Source organism: Staphylococcus sp. GDY8P131P (genome assembly GCF_017891975.1).
GTDB classification, from domain to species: domain Bacteria; phylum Bacillota; class Bacilli; order Staphylococcales; family Staphylococcaceae; genus Staphylococcus; species Staphylococcus nepalensis.
Genome location: NZ_JAESKF010000020.1, coordinates 132,150 through 155,305 on the forward strand (window position 1 = coordinate 132,150; position 23,156 = coordinate 155,305).

Consider the following 23,156-nt stretch of genomic DNA (forward strand, 5'->3'; position numbering starts at 1 on the left):
TTGTAAAGCGTATTAATAATATGATAATTTGATATCAACCTAATGCTTATGAAGAATGGAGCGTATATACTATAGAACACTCGATGCACTTAAACAACGAACCCTTTCAATTAATGAAAAATGGCATAAAAACGATTGAAATTAGATTGAATGATGAGAAAAGGCAAGACATTAAAAGTGGCGATTGTATCATATTTGAAAATTTAGAAAGTAAAGAAACGCTAAAAGTCATAGTTATAGAAACGGTAGTATTTACTTCGTTTCAATCTTTACTGAAGCAATATTCTAATAAAGAAATAGGAGCTAAATCAGAAGATCAATTGTCTCAAAAAATAGCTGCTATATACCAAATTTATTCTCAAACTGATGAACTTCATTATGGTGCATTAGCTATTAGAGTGGAAGTAGTTTGATGAAAACGAAGGATGCACCTTGTTTTATTTATATATAAGGTGTACGCGTTGACATTTTTTTAAATTAATGGAAATTAGATTTTATAGAGAAAGTGGGACAGAAATTATATTTTATAAAATGATTTCGTAGCCTCACCAAGAATGATGAGAAAAAAGCATACAAGAGATTTGGCTCATGCATAAGTGCTACTAAGCTTCATAAATGAAGAAGTAGCACTTTAGAATTAGTACTTTAGAAGCGGTGTTTTAAAAGCTTGATATAAGTGCACTTTTATTCCAAACATCTACTGCCAATATGATATTTAAGGCTGACACATTATGTATGTATCAGCTTCTTTTATATGCTGTTAGCAATGGTATCTAGCCATTGAAATATATAGATTATATACCAATTTCTTAATAATTGTTATCTATGTTTTACTTATTCAGTATAGAGATGATTACATGAGTCAAATTTTTAAACACAAAGTAATTAAGCTGAAAATAATTAGTATTGTTCTAGTACATACCGTGATTTCATTGTATGATAAACAGTATGGATAAATAATACGATATAAGTAGGTTTTGTACTAGGAGTGGGAATATGAAAAAAGTTATGACGGTGACTATTATTTCAATAATAATGATGGTTGGATGTAGCAGCGGGAAATACGCTGAAGCAATTGATCAAGCAGTAAAACAACAAGCACAATATCAAAAAGTTTTAGCAGATAAACAAAAAGGCGATGTCGAATCCACATACGAAAAAAAAGATTCAAATATATATGTTTACGAGAATGGCAAATATGTAATCATCGCTTATAAACCTTTAAAAGATGATGACGAAATTCATTATTATACGTATAAGATAAAAGATGATAAAGCGCATTACTTAGAAAATTTTAACACTAAAGGTTATACTCAAAAGCATGAGCCAGACTATAAAGAAGAAAATATGGACTTAGAGGAATCATAATATAAAGAAGAAGGTGCACGTTAAATAATGAAAAAACGATGGTTAAGTTTGTTATTGATAACAGTATTATTATTGGTTTCAGCCTGTTCAAATGACGACGACGAACATGTACATAAAGATGATAAATATGGTGAAAACGGTAAAATTAAAATCATTGAGTATGGAGATTTTAAATGCCCGTATTGTAAAAAGGTAGAACAAAATATTATGCCTAAATTAAAAAAAGAATATATAGATACTAATAAAGTAGATTATCAATTTGTTAATATGGCCTTTTTAGGAAAAGATTCAATTAAAGGTGCTAGAGCAGGGCATGCTGTAAAACAAATTGCCCCTGAGCATTATTTAGATTACCAAAAACGGATGTTTAATCAACAACCAGATTCAGAAAAAGAATGGATTACTGAAAAACTCGTTGATCAACAAATAGATCAATTAAATATTTCTACTCTTAAAAAAGAAGAAATTAAAAAAGATTATAAAACCAAAAATAGTAAATCTTGGAAAGCTGCTGAGAAAGACCAAAAGCAATATAAAGACAATCACATTAAAACGGCGCCAACTGTATATATCGCTGGTGAAAAGGTAGAAGATCCATATAAATATAAAAATTACAAAGAAATATTAGAAGCAAACGAATGAATAGAATAACGTAATAACTAGCTCTATTTTGTTAGTAAGGTTTCTTTTTAATGTGTCATAAAAGGTCTGTATTGGTAAATTTAATATAAACGTATACTCAAAATAGTTATTTATTATTCAATGCGTTTTGAAGCTGGAACACTAAAGTGTTCCAGCTTTTTTTAATTCTATATTAACTAGGCGTACTATAGAAAAGACGTTAACAAAGCATTTTAAAATAAATCGTAATAATTACGAAATAATTTCAGAATAACTATTGCACTTTCATAAAGGTAGGGTTATAATTTTAAATCGTAACAGTTACTATTTAAGGAGGAGAAGAAATGAAAAAATCAATATATTTAATGTCTATTATCATTATATTATCGATGATCGCGACAGCGTGTGATGTGTCTAAATCGAATAGTGATAAAGAAGACGATGGGAAAATAGAAATAAATACTACAGTATTTCCGCTGAAATCATTTGCTGATCAGATTGGTGGCAAATATGTTTCGGTGAAATCGATTTATCCGCCCGGTACAGATTTACATAGTTATGAGCCAACCCAAAAAGAAATAATGAATGTAAGTAAAGGGGATATGTTTTTATATACAGGTGATGATTTAGACCCTGTTGCTAAAAAAGTAGCTTCAACGATAAAAGACGATGACATAAAATTATCACTAGAAAATAAAATCGATAAATCTGAATTATTAACAGACCAACATGACGAGGATCATGGAGGACATGAGGGACACGAGCATCATGAAGGACATCATCACGGCGGGTACGATCCACATATTTGGTTAGACCCTCATTTTAATAAGGTGTTTGCAAAAGAAATTAAAGATGAATTAATTAAAAAAGATCCAGATCATCAATCATATTATGAAGAAAATTATAAGAAATTAAAAAATGATTTAGATACGATAGATAACAAAATGAAAGACATCACTAAAGATAAACAAGGGAATACTGTGTATATCTCCCATGAATCAATGGGATACCTGTCACAAAGATATGGTTTTGTACAAAAAGGCGTGCAAAATATGAATGCCGAAGATCCATCTCAAAAAGCATTGACAAATATTGTTAAAGAGATTAATAACTCAGGAGCTAAATATATCTTATATGAAGCAAATGTTTCTAATAAAGTTACTGATACGATTCGCAAAGAAACTAAAGCTAAGCCATTAAAATTTAATAACATGGAATCATTATCTAAAGAAGAATTGAAAGATGAAAAGTTAACCTATCAAAATTTAATGGATAAAAATATTAAACATATTGATATGGCATTAAGCGACAATATTAAAACTGAGGAAAAACATTCACATAATAAACATGATAAAGCTATTGCTGATGGGTATTTTAAAGATAATCAAGTAAAAGATAGAAAACTAACAGACTTTCAGGGACAATGGCAATCCGTATATCCATACTTACAGGATGGTACATTAGATGAAGTGATGAAACATAAAGCTGCTAATGATGATAAAATGGATGAAAAAGAATATAAAACATATTACGAAAAAGGTTATAAAACAGATATAAATAACATAGACATCACAAAAGATACGATTACTTTTGAAAAAGATGGCAAAAGAATGACGGGCCATTACGTATATGATGGCAAGGATATATTGAAATATGAAAAAGGTAATAGAGGCGTACGATATACATTTAAATTAACAGATGATAATAAAGCATTGCCAAAATTTGTTCAATTTAGCGATCATAATATAGCACCTAAAAAATCAGCTCATTTCCATATTTTTATGGGAAATGATAAACAAAAAGTTTTAAAAGAATTGGATAATTGGCCAACATATTACCCACAAAAATTAAATGAAGAAGAAATAAAAGAAGAAATGTTAGCACATTAAGCTGTTAACATATTGGTCTATTTTAAAATTATACATTTTAAAAATGAGGATGAATAAAATTTTGTTATAAGGGAATGATTATAAAGCAATACAAATGTGAGCTTTTTTATTGATATATTTAATATACTTGGTATAATTAATGTATTAATAAAAGTTACAAATTTGGAGGTATGAATTTATTATGACAAAATTTAATTTTGATCCAGCGCATTCAGTAGTAGAATTTTCAGTTAAGCATTTAGTGATTTCAAATATCAAAGGTAGATTTAATGATTTTAATGCATCACTTGAAGGTGATTTAAATGATTTAAATTCAATCAAAGGCGAGCTTACGATTAAAGCAGATTCAATTGATACACGTGTAGGTGATCGTGATAATCACTTGAGAAGTGGTGATTTCTTAGATGCTGAGAATTATCCTGAAATTAAATTTGAAGTTACAAAAGTCGAAGAACAATCTGTTACTGGTAATTTAACAATTAAAGATGTTACAGAAGAAGAAACTTTTGAATTATCATATGAAGGACAAAGTAAAAACCCTATGAATGGCGCAACAACTGCTGGTTTTGTTGCTAATGGTACTATTAACCGTGAAAAATTCGGTATCACATTTAACCAAGCACTTGAAACTGGTGGCGTTATGATTGGCAAAGATGTGCATTTCCAAGTAAGTCTTGAATTTGCATTAGAAGACTAATATAGTTATTTAAATATAGCAGTGAGGCCGGTGGGCATAATGGTGCCCTTCGGCCTTTAATTATCATACTCATTATAGATAGTTGCAGTAGAACAATAAAATCTATTTTACAATGTTAGTCGTTGATATCACGCTTGTTTTTAGGGCCCGTTTGTATCGGTTGACCGTTTTTCACGATAATATTTAATCATTATATAAATGATAAAAATCCAAGATATGATAATTAAGGCGATTGAAGAAATCATGACATAGTTTTTGTTTGTAAAGTCACCGCCTGTAAATAGTGTGCCAATCAGATTGGGGATGCATAATAATAGAATAAGACCTGCGTAAAACTTTTGTTTTAAAATAAAGCAAGTCACCATTGTTATTAGTAAAAGGATTAACCCAAGGGTGAAATTAGTTGTTTGATTAGGTGACCAAATTATATAAAGTGGATAGTTTCGTAATAAATATTCACTTAATAGATATAAACCAAAAATAGCTGAAGATGAAATTCCAATAATAGCATAAGTTATTTTACTGTCACCCCAGCGCATAATTGATTTTTTGACAAAGCATAAAATAAAGATAAATGATCCCAAAAAGATAAGAACGAAGTAACAAATTAAAGCAATCGTTAATTGAAATGAATGATCTAACATTCTAGGTATCGCTGTCATGATAAACATAAAAGATATGAAATATAAAATATATTTAAATAATCCTTGAGTCATATTTAAATTTTTTGCAAATTTATCTGCATATGATTTAATGGGTGTGTTTAATAGATCCTCGATATTATCGTTGTTTTCTTCTGCAAGTGTAATATGGTCACGTAATTCTTCTTCAATTGAATTTACTTCGTCTTCATTTTTTCCACGAAATAATAACTCAATTCTCAACTTTAATAAAAAATCTTCCGCTTTTTTACTCAACATTGTTAACCCTCCACATTAAATTGTTCATACCATTATTTAAATCGTTCCACTTGTATTTAAAGTTAGCTAATTCCATTTTACCTTCTTCCGTGATGCTATAGTATTTACGCTTTGGCCCGCCCGAATCTGATTTTTTTGAAATAGAAATCACATAGCCTTTTTTACTTAACCTTAATAGCACAGGATAAATACTGCCGTCGCTGATTTCAGGAAATTGTTGAGATTCCAATTTATCCAAAATTTCATATCCGTAAGTTTCTCCTTGAGAGATGAGCGCTAAAATTGCACCATCTAACAAACCTTTCATCATTTGATTTGAAATTGACATGACATCCCTCTTTTCACTATCTTATGATAAAAGATAGTATGGATTTTAAAACTTGTCAACTATCTTATAATAAAAGGTAGTTGATAATTTAATAACAAATATACCACATAACTAAAATAGATTTAACGGGGTATATAATGACTAAGAGAGGAGGCTAATGATGGCAACAGAGCTACCTAAAATTGGACGTCCAGCTACAAATGCATTGCAATCTATTGGTGTTATGACTTTAGAAAAAGTAGCAGAATATGACCGAACGTCTATTTTAGATATTCATGGCGTAGGACCAAAAGCGATAGATAGATTGGACAAAGCCTTAAAAGAACAAGGACTATCATTTAAAAATGAAAAATTATCTGAAATACCGTTTGAATTGGTTGGAGATGTGGCGTGTGATAATGAGCCAAAACGTCGAATAATGTTAGACTTTCTACTAGCTTCTGCATTAGCCGATAAAACAAAGTTATCACAAATTGTGGTTTCTAATTTCATTTGGAAGGTACCAGGCGCATTTGAATTAAAAAGCTTAGATGAATTTTATAATGAAATAGAAGCACACAGCACAGAAATTAAAAAAATTGAAGTTACACATCATTTAACACACGGAAAATTCGGGGCAATGCACGGTATTCAGACAAATGTTAATGGTATGAAAATTTACTTTGCAGATTTTATTGAATTTGAGAGTCACAGTAAAAATGCAAAAATAAAAATCGTTACGTCTTACGTCATTATGAACGAATCATAAGAAGGAGTATATTAAATGGGAATAGAAGTGAACGAAAATAAAATTATTTTCAAAAGAGATTTTGAAGCAACAGCAGAACAAATTTTTCAAGCTTATACAGAACGTGCTTTATTTGAACAGTGGTTTCACCCACAAAATGCAACAACTGAAGTATTTGAATTCAATATTAAAAAAGGAGGACAAGCCTTTTTTGCAATATATACTAATCAAGGCGCCAGTTATACATTAACAAAATATAATGAAGTAAAAGAACCGAATTTGATTGATTATTACGATTACTTTGCTGACAAGGAAGGTCATATTGATAAAAATATGGCTGGTATGCATAATATCATTCAAATAGAACAAAAAGATGACACGATTACACGTATTATTTCTACAGCTGAACTACCTCATCCAAAATCAGCACGGCAATTATTAGATATGGGCGTAGAAGATGGTATGAATAGCACGTTTGATAATTTAGAATCACTTTTAAAAAATATGTAAAAAGTCAAAGATATGTAAAAATTAGAGTGCTCACACATCGTCACTTTTAGTTATAATAAAAGTGAAATGAGGTGAGTGTATTGTATAAACGTTATTTAAAAGTTTTGGGGTTGTATGCTGTTAGTACGCTTGTACCAGCTGTTTTGTTAAATGAAAAAAGTTTACGTAGCAGCACATTCAAATGGTTTTTACGTACTTTAGCAGGTTATGGTATTTTTGCCTATGGCCTACACACACTGACAAAATTAAAAAAATAATAAGAAAACTAGAATAAAAAGTTTCGTTAGTTAACAAGCATTTATGATTTTATTCAGGCAACCATGGTAAGGAATGAAAAATTTGGTTAAAGTTTATGCTCACTCTAGTTATCTATTGCCGATATCATCTTAAATGAGGTTGAAAGATAAATACCTCTGACTAAAACATAAACGTCAATTTCTATATTTTTTCAATAGAAATTGACGTTTATTTGTTTTTATAAAATTTTCAAACTTGTTAAGCTATTATTTTTCTGATTTCTACATATCCTGATTCATTCATTTAATTGGTTAAACCTACGAACTAATAAGCGAGCTAGCTTTACATTTTATATTAATAAAATAGTGATTCGACATTTGTATTAATTACATTTTGGTACCAATTAAATGAATCTTTTTTTCTTCGCTCTAAGGTGCCATTACCCAAGTTATTTCTATCTACATAAATTAGGCCATAGCGTTTTTTCATTTCGCCTGTAGTAAATGAAACGATATCAATGATACCCCACGGCGTATAGCCCATTAAATCAACCCATCTTCATCTACGGCAGCCGTTGGTTTTTCAGATATTTATTTTACGGTGGATAAATTAGATAATGGAGAGGCTAAAATATTAACACTAAATGACGGGGATCCTTGCTTAAGGTATGAACAAGTATTTTATACTACGACTGGCGTACCATTTGATTGTTCACATCTTCTATATCATTATAAGCATGCGCATTTCTATATACCATCTCAAAAATAAGTGTTTAAATATAAAAATAGCTTACACCCTATTAAATTTGAATGAAAAATAATACAATAGATTTATACGTGTGGGGTGTTTATTCGATGAAATTTATAAGGGGGGAGTGTCATTATGATAGAAAATCATAAATCTATTAAAGATACATATATGTCTAGAGAAACAATTGATAATATTAACAATCAGGTACAGATGAAAGAAGTTATGTTTGATCAAACCCGCGGACGTTATGCTTTAAAATCAATTATGTCAGGCTTCTTATTAGCTATTGTGACAGTTTTTATGCTAGCGCTTAAGACACAAATGGTTGGTGCAAATGAAGGTGTCATTAACTTATTAGGCGCTATTTCATTTAGTTTAGCCTTAGTATTAATTGTGTTAACACAATCTGAATTATTAACTAGTAATTTTATGTATTTAACAGTTGGCTGGTATTATAAGTTAATCGGTATGAATAAAGCTTTTATTATCATGTTAGTATGTTTCTTTTTTAATATGATTGGTGGCATCATATTATTTGGCTTGATGAAATTTACGCCAATTATGACTTCTGAAATGGTTACAAGTTTGACTGAACTTGTAGATGGAAAAACGATCGATACGTCATGGTATGCCATTTTAGGTAAAGCTATTTTCTGTAACTTTTTTATAAATATTGGTATCTATGTTTCTATTCAATTTAAAGATGGTTTATCAAAAGCCTTTTTCATTGCATGTGGTGTGATTGTCTTTGTATTTATGGGATATGAACATGTGGTGTTTAATGCTGGATTATATGCAGGCATGTTATTTTATAACTTTGATGCTGTCGTTTGGTTACATGTTTTAAAAAATATCGTATTTGCCTTTATTGGTAACTTTATTGGTGGAGGTCTATTCGTAGGCTTAGTCTATGCTTACTTGAATGGTAAACGAGATAGCTTGCATAATTAAATAAATGAACCAATTAAATATAGTTAATTGAGCTGTGGAGTACCTCTCACGTTAGGTTTCTTCATAGCTTTTTTTAGTTTAAGCGCTGTCTATTAATAAATAGATTAGCCTCGAATATAAAATCAGCAAGTGGTGTAAAGGGGTTTATATCGTATTTTAAATAATCGCTAAATCACTCAACAAATTGTTTTTGGCGCTCTAGTGTTCTAGTGAGTAAATAAAACAAATCAATTGACTCATTTATAAAGAAACAATATTGTATTTATTGTGATTAATGATCTCAGTATAGTTCAAATCATTGCATAGATGAGAAACGTTAGGGAGTGACATAATGTCTGAATATAATATTAGAATTGCTGTTATCGATGATGCAGTAGAATTACAAAAATTAATGTATGAGGCTTTTACGCCGTTAAGAGAATTAGGTATTGATTGGCCATCTGTCAATGCTACTGTTGAAATGGTTGAAAAGAATTTACAAACTGGTACAACATTTGTCTTGGAAAATGAGACAGAAATTATTTCTACAATAACAGTGCGCTATCCTTGGGAAAGTAAACGCCGTATTTCTATTTATCCATTTGTATGGTGGTTTGCTACTAAGCCATCATATGATGGACAGGGTTTAGGCGGTAAATTGTTGAGATATGTTGAAGAGACATATCTCAGAGACACACTGAAAGTACCAGCAGTTACGTTAGGAACTTCTGCGCGTAAACATCCATGGTTATTAGATATTTACAAAAAAAGAGGTTATGAAATATACGCAGAGCATGAAAGCGATGATGGCGATTTAGGCGTTATTATGAGAAAAGTATTGATTCCAGAACGATTTGATGAAGACGTGTTGGGCGAACCGCCGTTTTAATGATATAAAAATTAAATAAATGATAGGGAATTCCTTTAGTTTTTCACTAAAGGGATTCCCTATTTTTTTACTTTTTGTGAATTTGTTCACAAAAAGCATTGGAAATATATTACAATTCAAGTGTAAAGGGAGGGGGCGCCATGGGAGAAAATATACTCGTTATACATGGTATGAGACGAGGTTATCAAAATGAGGCGTTACAACGATTCATCTATAGACTAATGAAAGAAAGTGGTATCAACTTTCACATTACATTTTTGGAAAGTGATATTAACCATTTATATAACATGATTTCAAGTCTAGTGAAACAAGGTGTACATGAATTTAACATCGTACCGCTTTTATTATTTTCAGCTAAACATTATTTGCAAGATATCCCGACAATATTACAGCATCTTAAAAACAATTACCCGTATATAGAGTATCAGGTTACACAACCATTAGGAACACACTACCATATCGTTAACATCATAAATGAAAGAATTAAAAACGCGCTGTATGTTAGCCCATCCATTAGCAAAATAGTTTTTATTGCGCATGGTAGTGAACGTTATAAGCAACCGAATGAACAACTTAAACAAGTAATAAATAATTGTAATGTTGCTAATAAACCTATCAATATGGTGATGCTATATGGGGATTATAGCTATAAAAAACGGTTACCTGAGATATTGGCAGAGGGCGGAGAAATATTGGTAGTTCCTGTCTTTTTATACGATGGGTTTTTAGTTTATAAAATGAAAAGTGAAATTCAATATATGAGAAATAATAGCTGTATTGAATTTACAAAATCATTAAATTTTCACCCTTTATTGGAATTGATTATTAAAGACCAAATTACCCAATTGGAGACACGTAATCATGTACCCGATACAACTCAATTTAGCTGATAAGCAAGTTGTCATTATAGGTGGCGGAAAAATTGCTTATCGAAAATTTCAACAATTAGTTAATGAGGATATTATTTCATTAACAATCATAAGCAAAACATTTTTACCAGAGTTCTTTGAAACAGAACACCCCAACTTGAAATTAATAACTAAAACTTATGACAGTAAAGACATTAAAAAAGCAGATATGATTATCATCGCAACAAACGATACCTCAGTAAATAATCAAGTTAAAAAGGATGCACTACCACATCAACTTGTTAACCATACAGGGGACAAAACACAATCAGATTTCTATAATATGCCAGAAATTCAGTACCATGATTTGAAAATTTTATTTAGATCAAATGGTACAGACTATAACAAAGTCAAGAAAGTATCACATGCAGTACAGCAGTTTTTAGCAGAAGTATATGAGGAGGATAAACATGTCTAAAAAACGATTAGTAATGATAGGAAATGGAATGGCAGGTTTACGCACGATTGAAGAAATATTAGAAAGAGACTCTGAGCAATACGAAATTACTATCATTGGTAAAGAACCCTACCCAAATTATAATCGAATCATGCTTTCTAATATTTTGCAGAAGAAAATGTCTGTTAAAGAAACCATTATGAATAGTTATCAATGGTATAAAACACATGGCATTGAATTGGTTACAAATGATCCAGTTATATCAGTTAATCGTGAGAAAAAAGAAATTATCACAGAAAAAAACAAACAATTCCATTACGATATTTGTATATTTGCTACAGGGTCAAGTGCGTTTGTGCTACCAATTCCAGGTTCTCAATTAAATAGTGTAATAGGATGGAGAACCATAGATGATACTGAACGTATGATTGAGATTGCTCAAACAAATAAACATGCAATCGTAATAGGCGGTGGTTTATTAGGTTTAGAATGTGCACGCGGTTTAATGGATCAAGGCATGGAAGTTACTGTAATTCATCTTGCAGAATGGTTGATGGAAATGCAATTAGATAAAAAAGCCGGTGAATTACTTAAAGCAGATTTAGAAGCTCAAGGTATGCATTTTAAAATGGAAGCACGTACAGAAAAAATATTAGGTGAACATGATGTAACAGGGATAGAATTAGCAGATGGGACTACCTTGAAAGCAGATTTAGTTGTGATGGCTGTAGGCATTCGTCCATATACACAAGTGGCACAATCATGTGGGTTGGAGGTAAATAGAGGTATTGTGGTGAACGATTTTATGCGAACAAGTGACGAATCCATTTATGCAGTGGGAGAATGTGCTGAACATAGAGGACAAACTTATGGATTAGTAGCTCCATTATATGAACAAGGCAGGGTGTTAGCAGATTATTTAACACATATGCCAACTGAAGGGTATCAAGGATCGACTACGTTCACATCGTTAAAAGTATCAGGTTGTGATTTATATAGCGCTGGACAAATACGTGAAGATGCTGAAGTGAAAGGCATAGAAATCTTCGATAGCGTTAATAAACATTATAAAAAAGTTTTTCTAAAAGGAGACAATATTGTTGGCGCAGTGCTATACGGTGACATAGAAGATGGCTCCAGATTTTTTAATATGATGAAGAAAAAAGAAGAAATTCAAGACTATACTATGGTTTCGCTTTTACATAAAGGCAGTGAATCAAGCGGTCTAAATATTGCGGATATGGCTGACGATGAAACAGTCTGTGGCTGTAATGGCGTCAATAAAGGTACTATCGTTGATGCGATAACACAAAATGGGTTAACAAGTATTGACGAAGTAACGCAATTAACGAAAGCAGGTAATTCTTGTGGAAAGTGTAAAGGACAAATAGGACAAATTCTTGAACATACACTAGGGGATGATTTTGTAGCAAATAAACCGGCAGGCATTTGTGCATGTACTGATTTGACACGTGATCAAATTGTAACGCAAATTAGAGCAAAATCACTTAAAACCTCTAAAGAAGTGCGTCATGCTTTGGATTTTAAAGATAAAAATGGGTGTCCAAAATGTCGTCCAGCTATTAATTATTATCTCAATATGATCCACCCGTTCCAACATACAGATGAAATTGAATCACGTTTTGCCAATGAACGCTATCATGCCAATATTCAAAATGACGGCACATTCTCTGTTATTCCTCAAATGCGGGGCGGTGTCACAGACGCTGAACAACTGATTAGATTAGGCGAAGTTGCTAAAAAATACAACGTGCCACTTGTTAAAGTGACAGGGTCACAGCGTATTGGCCTTTATGGAATTAAGAAAGAATTATTACCTAAAGTGTGGTCAGACTTAGGCATGCGTTCAGCGTCAGCGTATGGTAAAAAAACACGTTCAGTAAAAAGTTGTGTGGGTAAAGCATTTTGTAGATTTGGTACACAATTCACTACACGTTTAGGCATTCGTTTAGAAGAAGCATTTGAATATATTGATACACCGCATAAATTTAAAATGGGTGTTTCGGGGTGTCCCAGAAGCTGTGTAGAATCAGGTGTGAAAGACTTTGGTGTTATTAGCGTTGAAAATGGTTTCCAAATTTATATTGGAGGCAATGGCGGTACTGAAGTAACTATTGGCCAATATTTAACAACAGTCGAAACGGAAGATGAAGTTATCAAATTGTGTGGGGCGTTTATGCAATATTATAGAGAAACAGGTATTTATGCAGAGCGTACAGCCCCCTGGTTAGAACGTTTAGGTTTTGAAAATGTGAGCACAATCTTATTGGATGAAAAAAAGCAAACAACACTATATGAACGTATTATGAAAGTTAAAAGTGCAATGGATAAAGAGCCATGGTCAGCACTTTTAAACCATAAAAAAGCACGACAAATATTTGAAGTAGAGAAGGTGTAAATCATGGATTCTAAAACTAAAATTAAAGTGTCTTCAATTGATTCATTAACGCCCTTGATTGGTAAAAAAGTTGTTATTGAAGATAAAGAAATCGGCCTATTTTTAACTGAAGATGGACAAATCCATGCAATTCAAAATCGATGTCCACATAAAGATGGTCCATTATCAGAAGGTACTGTTAGCGGAGACTATGTATATTGTCCGTTACATGATCAAAAAATTGATATGAATACAGGATTAGTGCAATCGCCAGATACGGGTTGTGTAGAGGTTTATCAAGCGGTGATACACGATGGGGATGTTTATATATGTCTTTAAATAAGAAGGGGAAGGTATACCTTGTTGGCGCTGGGCCAGGCGATCCAGATTTGTTAACACGTAAAGCAGAACGTTTGATAAGACAAGCCGATATTATTTTATACGATCGGCTTGTAAATCCGTTTATTTTACAGCTAGCTAAGCCTGGTATAAAAGTCATTAACGTTGGAAAACAACCTTACCACAAACATATTCAACAAGCTGAAATTAATAGGCAACTTATTGATGCAGCTAGTTCACATGGTTGTGTTGTGAGATTAAAGGGTGGAGATCCAGCTATTTTCGGACGAGTGCGTGAGGAAGTCGTTGCTTTAAAGGCACAAAATATTGATTGTGAAATTGTACCTGGTATTACTTCTGCTAGTGCAGCAGTGGCAATAATGGGTCAGGGCCTTACTGGACGGAAAATTGCTACAAATGTTACTTATACAACGGGGCACTTTTGCAAAGAGAATCATAAAAAAGTAGATATAAGTGCAATCTTAAAAAACGGCACGTTGGCTATTTATATGGGAATTAAAAATTTAAATGAAATGATGACTCAAATCTACCAGAAAACAGAGATAGATTACCCAGTAGTTGTTGTATATAACATTTCTACTTATCAGGAAAAAGTAATTAAGGGAACTGTGACGACAATTGGTCAAATTATAAAAAGACAAGCAGGATCACCTGGCTTGGTTTTAGTTGGTTCATTAATGTCTGAAATCGATTGTGAAAATTATTTTAAACAAAAGGCGACAAAAAATTACTTAATTACTGGAGGTTACCAACTTGCTATAGATAAAGCATTATCACTATATAGCGAAGGGCATTTTTGTATCATTAATCCAGAAGATAGGTCAATGTATCATGAAACACAATTAGAACTTATTAATGAGATAACAGAAAAGTATACATTTGATGAATATATAGAATTAATTGAATAACCGATGATATGAAGCGCGCGAAACGCTTATGAATCTGTCATGATTATAAAAAAAGCATACCTTAACGCATAATAAACACTTCCCTAAAATCAACTATTAATATTGATTTTAAAGAAGTGTTTTATTTAATTATATCAACTGTGCAAATAACAGTTAATTTTGGATAATTAGGGCTTTTTTATATTCAATTAGGTAAATCCCTAATATATAGAATTTGTGAAAAAAAGTACAATTTAATTAAGAAAAGCAAAAAGATAACTACAACACAGATATGCATATGATATAGATTTTATAGGTAACGATGTTGAGAGGGTGTATAAAATGAAAAAGTTTGGAATGAAGTTTTTCAGACCAACTGAAAAATTCAATGGTGATTGGTCTGTATTAGAAAGTAAAAGTAGAGAATGGGAAAAAATGTATCGAGAACGTTGGAGCCACGACAAAGTCGTAAGAACAACCCATGGCGTCAATTGTACGGGTTCGTGTTCATGGAAAGTGTTTGTGAAAAACGGCGTTATTACATGGGAGAACCAACAAACCGATTATCCAAGTTGCGGCCCAGATATGCCTGAGTTTGAGCCTAGAGGTTGCCCGCGTGGTGCATCGTTTTCTTGGTATGAGTATAGCCCTTTAAGAATTCGTTATCCATATATTCGTGGTAAATTATGGGAATTATGGACAGATGCATTAGAAAAGCATCACAACAATACAGTAGCTGCATGGGCATCGATTGTAGAAGATGAAGAAAAGGCTAAAATTTATAAACAAGCACGTGGAAAGGGTGGCCTTGTACGAACAAATTGGAAAGATGTTTCTAAATTAATTTCAGCTCAAATCATTTACACAATTAAAAAATTTGGACCAGATAGAATCGCAGGCTTTACTCCAATCCCTGCTATGTCTATGTTGAGTTACGCTTCTGGTGCGCGTTTTGTCAGCTTGCTTGGTGGTGAGATGTTAAGTTTTTATGATTGGTACGCAGATTTACCGCCTGCATCACCACAGATTTGGGGAGAACAAACAGACGTTCCAGAATCAAGCGATTGGTATAATGCTTCATATATTATGATGTGGGGTTCTAACGTGCCTCTAACAAGGACACCAGACGCACATTTTATGACAGAAGTCCGTTATAGAGGTACTAAAGTTATTTCAGTTGCACCGGATTACGCAGAAAACGTTAAATTTGCAGATAATTGGTTAGCACCACATCCAGGAACTGATGCAGCAGTTGCACAAGCCATGACACATGTTATTTTACAAGAATATTATGTTAATCATCCTAACCCATATTTTATTAATTATGCTAAACAATACACAGATATGCCGTTTATTATCATGTTAGACGAAGACGAAAATGGATACAAGGCAGGACGTTTCTTAAGAGCAGAAGACATAGGAACACAAACAGCACACAGCGATTGGAAACCAGTTGTTTTTGATAAATTGACACAACAATTAACTGTACCAAATGGCACAATGGGTCAACGTTGGGAAGAAGGTAAACAGTGGAATCTTAAATTAGAAAACGAAAATGGTAACAAAATAGAACCCGTTTTAAGTCTTGTAGAAGATGAATATGAATTAAAGCAGATTCAATTTCCGTTCTTTGATAACGAAGGAAACGGTATTTTTGAAAGGCCGATTGCTGTTAAGGAAATAACATTAGCCAACGGTGAACAAAAATACGTTGCTACGGTATATGACCTGATGACGAGTCAATATGGCATACAGCGCTTTGGGCATGAATTAGAAGCAAAGGGATACGAAGATGCCACATCATATTATACGCCTGCTTGGCAAGAAAAAATCACCAGTGTTAAATCAAGCGTAGTAACGCAAGTTGCAAGAGAATTTGCACAAAATGCGATAGATACCAAAGGAAAGTCTATGATTATCATGGGCGCCGGCATTAACCACTGGTTTAATTCAGATACAATTTATCGTTCTATTTTGAACCTTGTATTACTGTGTGGTTGTCAAGGCGTTAATGGCGGCGGTTGGGCGCATTATGTTGGTCAAGAGAAATGTAGACCAATTGAAGGTTGGAATACAATAGCATTTGCAAAAGATTGGCAAGGCCCGCCTCGATTACAAAATGGTACAAGTTGGTTTTATTTCGCTACGGACCAGTGGAAATATGAAGAATCTAATGTAGATAGTATTAAATCTCCGTTGGCAGAGAATATTAAACATCAACATCCGGCAGATTATAACGTATTAGCTGCAAAATTAGGATGGTTACCATCATATCCACAATTTGATAAAAATAGTTTGGCATTTGGTGAAGAAGCTAGAGATAATGGTGAGTTTAATAATGAGGCAATATTAAAAAGGGCCATCGATTCAGTTAAAGCTAGAGAAACTAAATTTGCAATCGAAGACCCTGATTTAAAGAAAAATCATCCAAAAACTTTATTTTTATGGCGCTCAAATTTAATTTCAAGTTCCGCAAAAGGACAAGAATATTTTATGAAACATTTACTTGGAGCTAAATCTGGTTTGATGGCTGAACCTAACGAAGAAGCTAAGCCTAAAGAAATCAAGTGGAGAGATGATACAGAAGGTAAATTAGATTTGCTTATATCATTAGATTTCAGAATGACTGCTACACCTTTATATTCAGATATCATTTTACCGGCTGCAACGTGGTACGAAAAACACGATTTATCGTCTACAGACATGCATCCATTTGTGCATCCATTTAATCCAGCCATCGATCCACTATGGGAGTCTCGCTCAGACTGGGATATTTTTAAAACATTGAGTAAAGCATTATCTGAAACAGCGAAAACCCACTTAAATGGTGTCTATAAAGATGTAATCACAACGCCTTTGGCACATGATACATCGCAAGAAATCTCCAATGTTAATGGCATTGTTAAAGATTGGACTAAAGGTGAAATAGAGGCAGTCCCAGGTAAAACGATGCCCGGGTTTGCAGTGGTTGATAGGGATTATACAAAAATTTATGACAAATTTATTACGGTAGGTCCACTGCTTGAAAAGGCAAAAATAGGTGCGCATGGTGTGAGCTTTACTGTTGCCGAACAATATGAAGAATTAAAAAGTATGGTAGGTACATGGAGCGATGCAGATGCGCGTTCAATCAAGCATGAACGGCCTAGAATAGATACCGCAAGGCGCGCCGCAGATGTAGTGTTAAATCTTTCTTCAGCAACAAATGGCAAATTATCTCAAAAATCTTATGAAGATTTAGAGCAACAAACAGGTATGCCATTGAAAGATATTTCAAGTGAACGTGCTTCTGAAAAAATTTCGTTTTTAAATATTACGGCACAACCTAGAGAAGTTATACCGACAGCGGTTTTCCCGGGTTCTAATAAAAATGGCCAAAGATATTCACCATTTACAACGAATGTAGAACGCTTAGTACCATTTAGAACATTAACTGGAAGACAAAGCTATTACATTGACCATGAAATTTTCCAACAATTTGGCGAGAATTTGCCTGTTTATAAACCAACATTACCGCCGATGGTATTCGGTGCGAGAGACAAGAAAGTGACGATGGATCAAAATACTCTTGTACTACGTTATTTAACACCTCATGGCAAATGGAATATCCACTCCACTTATCAAGATAATCAGCACATGTTGACATTGTTTAGGGGAGGACCAACAGTGTGGATTTCATCTGAAGATGCGAAAGTACATGACATTCTAGATAATGAATGGTTGGAAGTGTATAACCGTAATGGTGTTGTAACAGCTAGAGCAGTAGTATCACATCGTATGCCGAGAGGGACAATGTTTATGTATCACGCACAAGATAAACATATTGAAACACCTGGCTCGCAATTAACGGATACGCGGGGCGGATCGCACAACGCACCTACACGTATACATTTAAAACCAACACAGCTCGTTGGAGGTTATGCTCAGATCAGTTACCACTTTAATTATTACGGGCCGATAGGTAATCAAAGAGATGTTTATGTAGCAGTGAGAAAACTGAAGGAGGTAGACTGGCTTGAAGATTAAAGCACAAATTGCAATGGTATTGAATTTAGATAAATGCATTGGTTGTCATACATGTAGCGTTACATGTAAAAGCACTTGGACTAATCGCCCCGGCGCAGAATATATGTGGTTCAATAACGTTGAAACAAAACCAGGCATTGGGTATCCAAAAAGATGGGAAGATCAGTCACATTATAAAGGTGGTTGGGTTTTAAATAAAAAAGGAAAATTAGAACTCAAGTCTGGTAGTAAATGGGCAAAAATCGCGCTTGGAAAAATATTTTACAATCCAGATATGCCTGTAATCAAAGATTATTATGAGCCGTGGACTTATAATTACGAACATTTAACTACAGCCAAAGCAGGAAATCATTCACCAGTAGCAAAAGCCCACTCTATTATTTCAGGAGATAAATTAGATTTAAAATGGGGGCCAAATTGGGAAGATGATTTAGCTGGAGGACACGTAACAGGTCCCGAAGATCCTAATGTTCAACGTATTGAAGAAGATATTCAATTTAAATTTGATCAAACGTTTATGATGTACTTACCTAGATTATGTGAACATTGCTTAAACCCAAGTTGTGTAGCTTCATGCCCTTCAGGTGCTATGTATAAACGAGATGAAGATGGTATTGTCTTGGTTGACCAAGAAGCGTGTCGCGGTTGGAGATACTGTATGACAGGTTGTCCTTACAAAAAAGTTTATTTTAATTGGAAGACAAATAAAGCTGAAAAATGTACATTTTGTTTCCCACGAATTGAAGCTGGTTTACCAACAGTTTGCTCAGAAACGTGTACAGGACGAATGAGATATTTAGGAGTACTTTTATACGATGCTGATAGAGTTGAAGAAGCAGCTACAACAGAAAATGACCAAGATTTATATGAAAAACAATTAGATTTATTTTTAAACCCATATGATGAAAGCGTGGTTGAACAAGCACAAAAAGATGGCATTTCTATGGAATGGATTGAAGCGGCGCAAAATTCACCTGTCTATAAATTAGCTATTGAATATAAACTCGCATTCCCATTACATCCAGAATACCGCACAATGCCGATGGTTTGGTATTGCCCTCCACTAAGTCCAATTATGAGTTATTTCGAGGGTAAAACGGCGATGGATGCCAATAGAAATCCTGATATGATTTTCCCGGCTATTGAAGAAATGCGTTTACCAATACAATATTTAGCAAGTTTACTTACAGCGGGAAAAACTGAACCAGTCAAAGAAGCACTGCAAAGAATGGCGATGATGAGAAGTTACATGCGCGCCCAAGTTACGAATAAACCATTTGATGAAGATAAGTTACAGAGATTAGGTTTGACCGAACGTCAAACTAAAGATATGTATCGTTTACTTGCTATTGCTAAGCATGAAGATCGATTTGTTATTCCAACTTCTCATAAAGAAGCCTATATGGATACGTACCATGCACAAGGCAGTCAAGGATATGGAGGAGAATATTTTGGTTCAAATTGCGAAGGGTGCGGCGTGCCTGTAGGCACAGCTTCAGAAAAATCGGGGCAAGAGATATATAATGATAATTTCTATGGAGGGATTTTCCGTGATTAATATCGCACAATTTAAATCATTTCAAGAAACACTCGGATATTTCGCTCAACAATTAGATTTTCCTGAAAAATTGACATTACATCCTAAACCATTTGAAAGTATCATTCATCCAGACCATCCAGCTTATCATAACCTTATTATATATCGAGAGCGCATACATGCATATCGTTTTTTAGAGGTTCAACAACTCTATTCTGACACGTTTGATTTTAATAAGAAGGCGCCGTTGTATATGACTTATAATAAATTTGATACTCAAAAAGAACGGGGACAATTATTAGCTAAATTAAAAGTACTATACGAAATGTTTGGTTTGAAAATGGCGGACAATGAGTTATCTGATTTTTTACCACTAATGCTGGAATTTTTATATATTGCACAATGGCAAAATGACCCAAGAGCAAAAAGCAATATTGAGTTTGTCATTATGATTATTGAAGATGGTACGTACGCTATGGCAAATCAATTGGCAGAACAAGATAGCCCTTATTATTATTTGGTTAAAGCTTTAAGAGAAACGCTAAAAGCGTGTATTGAGCCAACAAATGAGGTGAAAGCAAATGTTTAATCAATTCTTATGGGTTATATTTCCTTACCTATGTATCGCTATATTTTTTATTGGACATATTGCAAGATTTAAATTTGATAAGTTTTCATGGACGGCAAAATCGAGTGAATTTATAGAAAAAAAACGCTTGAGGTGGGGGAGCCTCATGTTCCATTTAGGCATTATTCCAGTAGCGGTTGGACACTTTGTTGGTTTAATTATTCCAGCTTCTTGGTTACGAGCGGTTGGCGTTAACGATCATTTATATCATATAGGGGCAGTGTATATTGGTAGTATATTTGGTATAATAACATTGGTAGGTATGTTGTTATTAACTGCACGACGCATCACTCAAAAAAATATTAGAAAGCTCAGTTCAGCTTCAGATATCATTGTTAACCTTTTATTATTACTGATTGTTTGTATGGGGTGTTACGCTACTTTAGTTACTAACGCTGTGACGCCCGATTTTGATTATCGTGCATCCATATCAATTTGGTTCAGAAATTTATTTATCTTTTCACCAGATGCAGCTTTGATGGCAAATGTACCACTCTCATTTAAATTCCATGTGTTGTTAGGATTTACAATTATGGCATTATGGCCATTTACGAGACTAGTTCATGTGTGGAGTGTGCCATTAACATATGTGAGTAGAAGTTATATTATTTATCGTAAACATAAAGTATAAAAGGGGGCCGTATATTGAGTTCATTGCTTTTAAATAAAAAGATTGATTACCAAGCAGCTTTGGATTTAATTAGAACAAGAGAAGGTTTTGACTTTGCGGGATTAGCGTTTTATGAGCAAGAAAATCAAATATCACCTATTAAATGGCATTATGTTTCAGGCAATCTGAATACTAGATATAAACTGATTGTCTTGAGAAAAGGTAAAGGGCTTGCTGGTAATGTTATGAAGACAGGTAAACGTATGATTATTGAAAATGTAGACCAATGTTTATTACCTTCAGAAAAATATAAATATCCGATTGTTTTAACTGAATGTTTAACTGCAATGGTGGCAATCCCTTTATGGTACAACCATAAGGTGTACGGTGTTTTGCTTTTAGGACAGAGAAATAGAAAAAACTTACCTTTAGCGCATGCTACACTTTCAATAAGTGATGTGTTAGGTATTTTTAAAGAAGAAGACTAGGTGATGATAGTGCAAATAAATCAGATGGAAGATATGAGTCAATTATTATTGCAGTATTTTAATAACACAAGAGAAAAGATAGTATTCGTTGATAATGAAGGTAAAGTCATTGCTAAGAATCAAGCTGCAAAAGATATTATTTCCAATGATGAGAACTATCGTGATATGACTCATGTTATATGTAATCGATGTGATGGTTATACAAATGAATTTGATTTACAATCATGCAAAAATTGCTTTCTTGAAGCTGAAGAAGTAGGAAACACAAGTTTTCAGGTTTTTATGAAAACAAATAGAGGTACTGTTGAGCCATTTACTGCTACATACCAAACGATTGATCCAATCAATGACATTAAAGTATTCACTCTACAAAATGTTTCTCCGCAAATTGAGCGTCATGATAAAATGTACCAACGTAAGATGATGCAAAAAACAATTTCTGCACAAGAGAATGAAAGAAAACGTATTTCTAGAGAATTGCATGATAGCGTTGTTCAAGAAATGTTGAATATAGATGTAGAGCTGAGATTATTAAAATATCAGCAAGAAATGGCTGATTTGCTTGAAGATTCAAAACACATCGAAGGGTTGATGTCCAAGCTTATAGATGATATACGCAATTTATCTGTTGAATTAAGACCATCTTCTTTAGATGATTTAGGTTTAGATGCAGCGTTTAAAACATATTTCAAACAAGTTGAATCGAATTATGGAATGAAAATTGTTTATCATTCCAATTTAGATGCCCAACGATTCGATAATGAAATTGAAACGGTTGTTTACCGTGTGGTACAAGAGGCACTATTTAATGCCATTAAGTACGCTAATATCGATAAAGTAGATATTGATTTACATTATAATCATAATAGATTAATTGCTGAAGTTGTTGATAGAGGTAGAGGATTTATTAAAACAGACCAACCACAAGGAACTGGTTTAGGGCTTTATGGCATGCATGAGCGCGCTGAATTAGTTAATGCGGAAGTGAATGTTGATAGCCAAATTGGGAGAGGAACGATTGTGACTTTAGAAGTGCCAATTTAAGGGAGTA

At 33.3% G+C, this 23,156-nt stretch carries 24 protein-coding genes and 1 pseudogene; 22 read left to right on the plus strand and 3 right to left on the minus strand.

The window, feature by feature from the left end:
- Positions 1-83 precede the first annotated feature (83 nt).
- The 5 genes from KA894_RS13365 (at position 84) to KA894_RS13385 (ending at position 4,575) form a co-directional block, all read left to right on the plus strand.
- Positions 84-413 (plus strand): ASCH domain-containing protein, encoded by a 330-nt coding sequence (locus KA894_RS13365; protein ID WP_103372822.1) that lies wholly within the window; start codon positions 84-86, stop codon positions 411-413.
- A gap of 583 nt (positions 414-996) precedes the next feature.
- On the plus strand, positions 997-1,368 hold the full coding sequence (locus KA894_RS13370; RefSeq protein WP_103372821.1) for a cystatin-like fold lipoprotein: 372 nt from the start codon (positions 997-999) through the stop codon (positions 1,366-1,368).
- A 27-nt stretch (positions 1,369-1,395) separates the two neighbouring features.
- On the plus strand, positions 1,396-2,010 hold the full coding sequence (locus tag KA894_RS13375) for a DsbA family protein (RefSeq protein WP_103372820.1): 615 nt from the start codon (positions 1,396-1,398) through the stop codon (positions 2,008-2,010).
- A 323-nt stretch (positions 2,011-2,333) separates the two neighbouring features.
- On the plus strand, positions 2,334-3,878 hold the full coding sequence (adcA, locus tag KA894_RS13380) for a zinc ABC transporter substrate-binding lipoprotein AdcA (protein ID WP_119488208.1): 1,545 nt from the start codon (positions 2,334-2,336) through the stop codon (positions 3,876-3,878).
- Positions 3,879-4,059: 181 nt separating this feature from the next.
- Positions 4,060-4,575, plus strand: coding sequence for a YceI family protein (locus tag KA894_RS13385; protein ID WP_096808510.1), 516 nt, complete (start codon positions 4,060-4,062; stop codon positions 4,573-4,575).
- Between the two features lie 140 nt (positions 4,576-4,715).
- Here KA894_RS13385 and KA894_RS13390 read toward each other — a convergent pair whose 3' ends face one another.
- Together KA894_RS13390 and KA894_RS13395 are read right to left on the minus strand one after the other, a co-directional pair.
- The gene (locus KA894_RS13390) at positions 4,716-5,495 is read right to left on the minus strand and encodes a hypothetical protein (protein WP_107644167.1); all 780 of its coding nucleotides are present in this window, start codon (positions 5,493-5,495) and stop codon (positions 4,716-4,718) included.
- Positions 5,485-5,823 carry a PadR family transcriptional regulator gene (locus KA894_RS13395; RefSeq protein WP_103372697.1) on the minus strand — a complete coding sequence of 113 codons (339 nt, stop codon included), beginning with the start codon at positions 5,821-5,823 and terminating at the stop codon, positions 5,485-5,487. The genes KA894_RS13390 and KA894_RS13395 overlap by 11 nt, the downstream gene beginning before the upstream one ends.
- 160 nt (positions 5,824-5,983) lie before the next feature.
- Between KA894_RS13395 and KA894_RS13400 the strand changes: the two genes are divergently transcribed.
- The 3 genes from KA894_RS13400 (at position 5,984) to KA894_RS13410 (ending at position 7,317) form a co-directional block, all read left to right on the plus strand.
- A complete protein-coding gene (locus KA894_RS13400; RefSeq protein ID WP_119488207.1) occupies positions 5,984-6,571 on the plus strand; it encodes a helix-hairpin-helix domain-containing protein in 588 nt (195 codons plus the stop codon).
- A gap of 15 nt (positions 6,572-6,586) precedes the next feature.
- The gene (locus KA894_RS13405; RefSeq protein ID WP_096808514.1) at positions 6,587-7,060 is read left to right on the plus strand and encodes an SRPBCC family protein; all 474 of its coding nucleotides are present in this window, start codon (positions 6,587-6,589) and stop codon (positions 7,058-7,060) included.
- An 80-nt stretch (positions 7,061-7,140) separates the two neighbouring features.
- The gene (locus KA894_RS13410; protein ID WP_170006822.1) at positions 7,141-7,317 is read left to right on the plus strand and encodes a hypothetical protein; all 177 of its coding nucleotides are present in this window, start codon (positions 7,141-7,143) and stop codon (positions 7,315-7,317) included.
- A 334-nt stretch (positions 7,318-7,651) separates the two neighbouring features.
- On the opposite strand, the pseudogene KA894_RS13415 reads toward KA894_RS13410, so the two are convergent.
- A pseudogene (locus KA894_RS13415) lies at positions 7,652-7,849 on the minus strand (family 1 glycosylhydrolase); the annotation flags it as partial.
- Between the two features lie 48 nt (positions 7,850-7,897).
- Here KA894_RS13415 and KA894_RS13420 point away from each other — a divergent pair.
- From KA894_RS13420 to KA894_RS13485, 14 genes are all read left to right on the plus strand, one after another.
- Positions 7,898-8,065, plus strand: coding sequence for a UTRA domain-containing protein (locus tag KA894_RS13420; protein WP_369967516.1), 168 nt, complete (start codon positions 7,898-7,900; stop codon positions 8,063-8,065).
- A gap of 114 nt (positions 8,066-8,179) precedes the next feature.
- Entirely contained in the window at positions 8,180-8,998 is an 819-nt protein-coding gene (locus KA894_RS13425; protein ID WP_119487909.1) for a formate/nitrite transporter family protein, read from the plus strand.
- A 331-nt stretch (positions 8,999-9,329) separates the two neighbouring features.
- The gene (locus tag KA894_RS13430; protein ID WP_096808517.1) at positions 9,330-9,866 is read left to right on the plus strand and encodes a GNAT family N-acetyltransferase; all 537 of its coding nucleotides are present in this window, start codon (positions 9,330-9,332) and stop codon (positions 9,864-9,866) included.
- Positions 9,867-10,006: 140 nt separating this feature from the next.
- Positions 10,007-10,756, plus strand: a complete 750-nt coding sequence (locus KA894_RS13435; RefSeq protein WP_210134003.1) for a sirohydrochlorin chelatase — start codon at positions 10,007-10,009, stop codon at positions 10,754-10,756.
- Positions 10,728-11,192, plus strand: coding sequence for a precorrin-2 dehydrogenase/sirohydrochlorin ferrochelatase family protein (locus KA894_RS13440; protein ID WP_096808519.1), 465 nt, complete (start codon positions 10,728-10,730; stop codon positions 11,190-11,192). The genes KA894_RS13435 and KA894_RS13440 overlap by 29 nt, the downstream gene beginning before the upstream one ends.
- Positions 11,185-13,590 (plus strand): nitrite reductase large subunit NirB, encoded by a 2,406-nt coding sequence (gene nirB, locus KA894_RS13445; protein ID WP_103372694.1) that lies wholly within the window; start codon positions 11,185-11,187, stop codon positions 13,588-13,590. Before KA894_RS13440 ends, nirB begins: the two co-directional genes overlap by 8 nt.
- 3 nt (positions 13,591-13,593) lie before the next feature.
- Positions 13,594-13,908 (plus strand): nitrite reductase small subunit NirD, encoded by a 315-nt coding sequence (gene nirD / locus KA894_RS13450; protein WP_096808521.1) that lies wholly within the window; start codon positions 13,594-13,596, stop codon positions 13,906-13,908.
- Entirely contained in the window at positions 13,899-14,837 is a 939-nt protein-coding gene (cobA, locus tag KA894_RS13455; protein ID WP_103372693.1) for a uroporphyrinogen-III C-methyltransferase, read from the plus strand. The genes nirD and cobA overlap by 10 nt, the downstream gene beginning before the upstream one ends.
- A 321-nt stretch (positions 14,838-15,158) precedes the next feature.
- On the plus strand, positions 15,159-18,842 hold the full coding sequence (locus KA894_RS13460; protein WP_210134005.1) for a nitrate reductase subunit alpha: 3,684 nt from the start codon (positions 15,159-15,161) through the stop codon (positions 18,840-18,842).
- Positions 18,832-20,400: a nitrate reductase subunit beta gene (gene narH / locus KA894_RS13465; RefSeq protein WP_103372691.1), complete on the plus strand. Its 1,569-nt coding sequence runs from the start codon at positions 18,832-18,834 to the stop codon at positions 20,398-20,400. The genes KA894_RS13460 and narH overlap by 11 nt, the downstream gene beginning before the upstream one ends.
- The gene (gene narJ, locus KA894_RS13470) at positions 20,393-20,968 is read left to right on the plus strand and encodes a nitrate reductase molybdenum cofactor assembly chaperone (RefSeq protein ID WP_096808525.1); all 576 of its coding nucleotides are present in this window, start codon (positions 20,393-20,395) and stop codon (positions 20,966-20,968) included. Before narH ends, narJ begins: the two co-directional genes overlap by 8 nt.
- Positions 20,961-21,638 carry a respiratory nitrate reductase subunit gamma gene (gene narI / locus KA894_RS13475; protein ID WP_096808526.1) on the plus strand — a complete coding sequence of 226 codons (678 nt, stop codon included), beginning with the start codon at positions 20,961-20,963 and terminating at the stop codon, positions 21,636-21,638. Before narJ ends, narI begins: the two co-directional genes overlap by 8 nt.
- 14 nt (positions 21,639-21,652) lie before the next feature.
- Positions 21,653-22,105 (plus strand): nitrate respiration regulation accessory nitrate sensor NreA, encoded by a 453-nt coding sequence (gene nreA / locus KA894_RS13480; RefSeq protein WP_096808527.1) that lies wholly within the window; start codon positions 21,653-21,655, stop codon positions 22,103-22,105.
- Positions 22,106-22,108: 3 nt separating this feature from the next.
- Positions 22,109-23,149: a sensor histidine kinase gene (locus KA894_RS13485; RefSeq protein ID WP_096811195.1), complete on the plus strand. Its 1,041-nt coding sequence runs from the start codon at positions 22,109-22,111 to the stop codon at positions 23,147-23,149.
- The last annotated feature ends 7 nt before the right edge of the window (positions 23,150-23,156 follow it).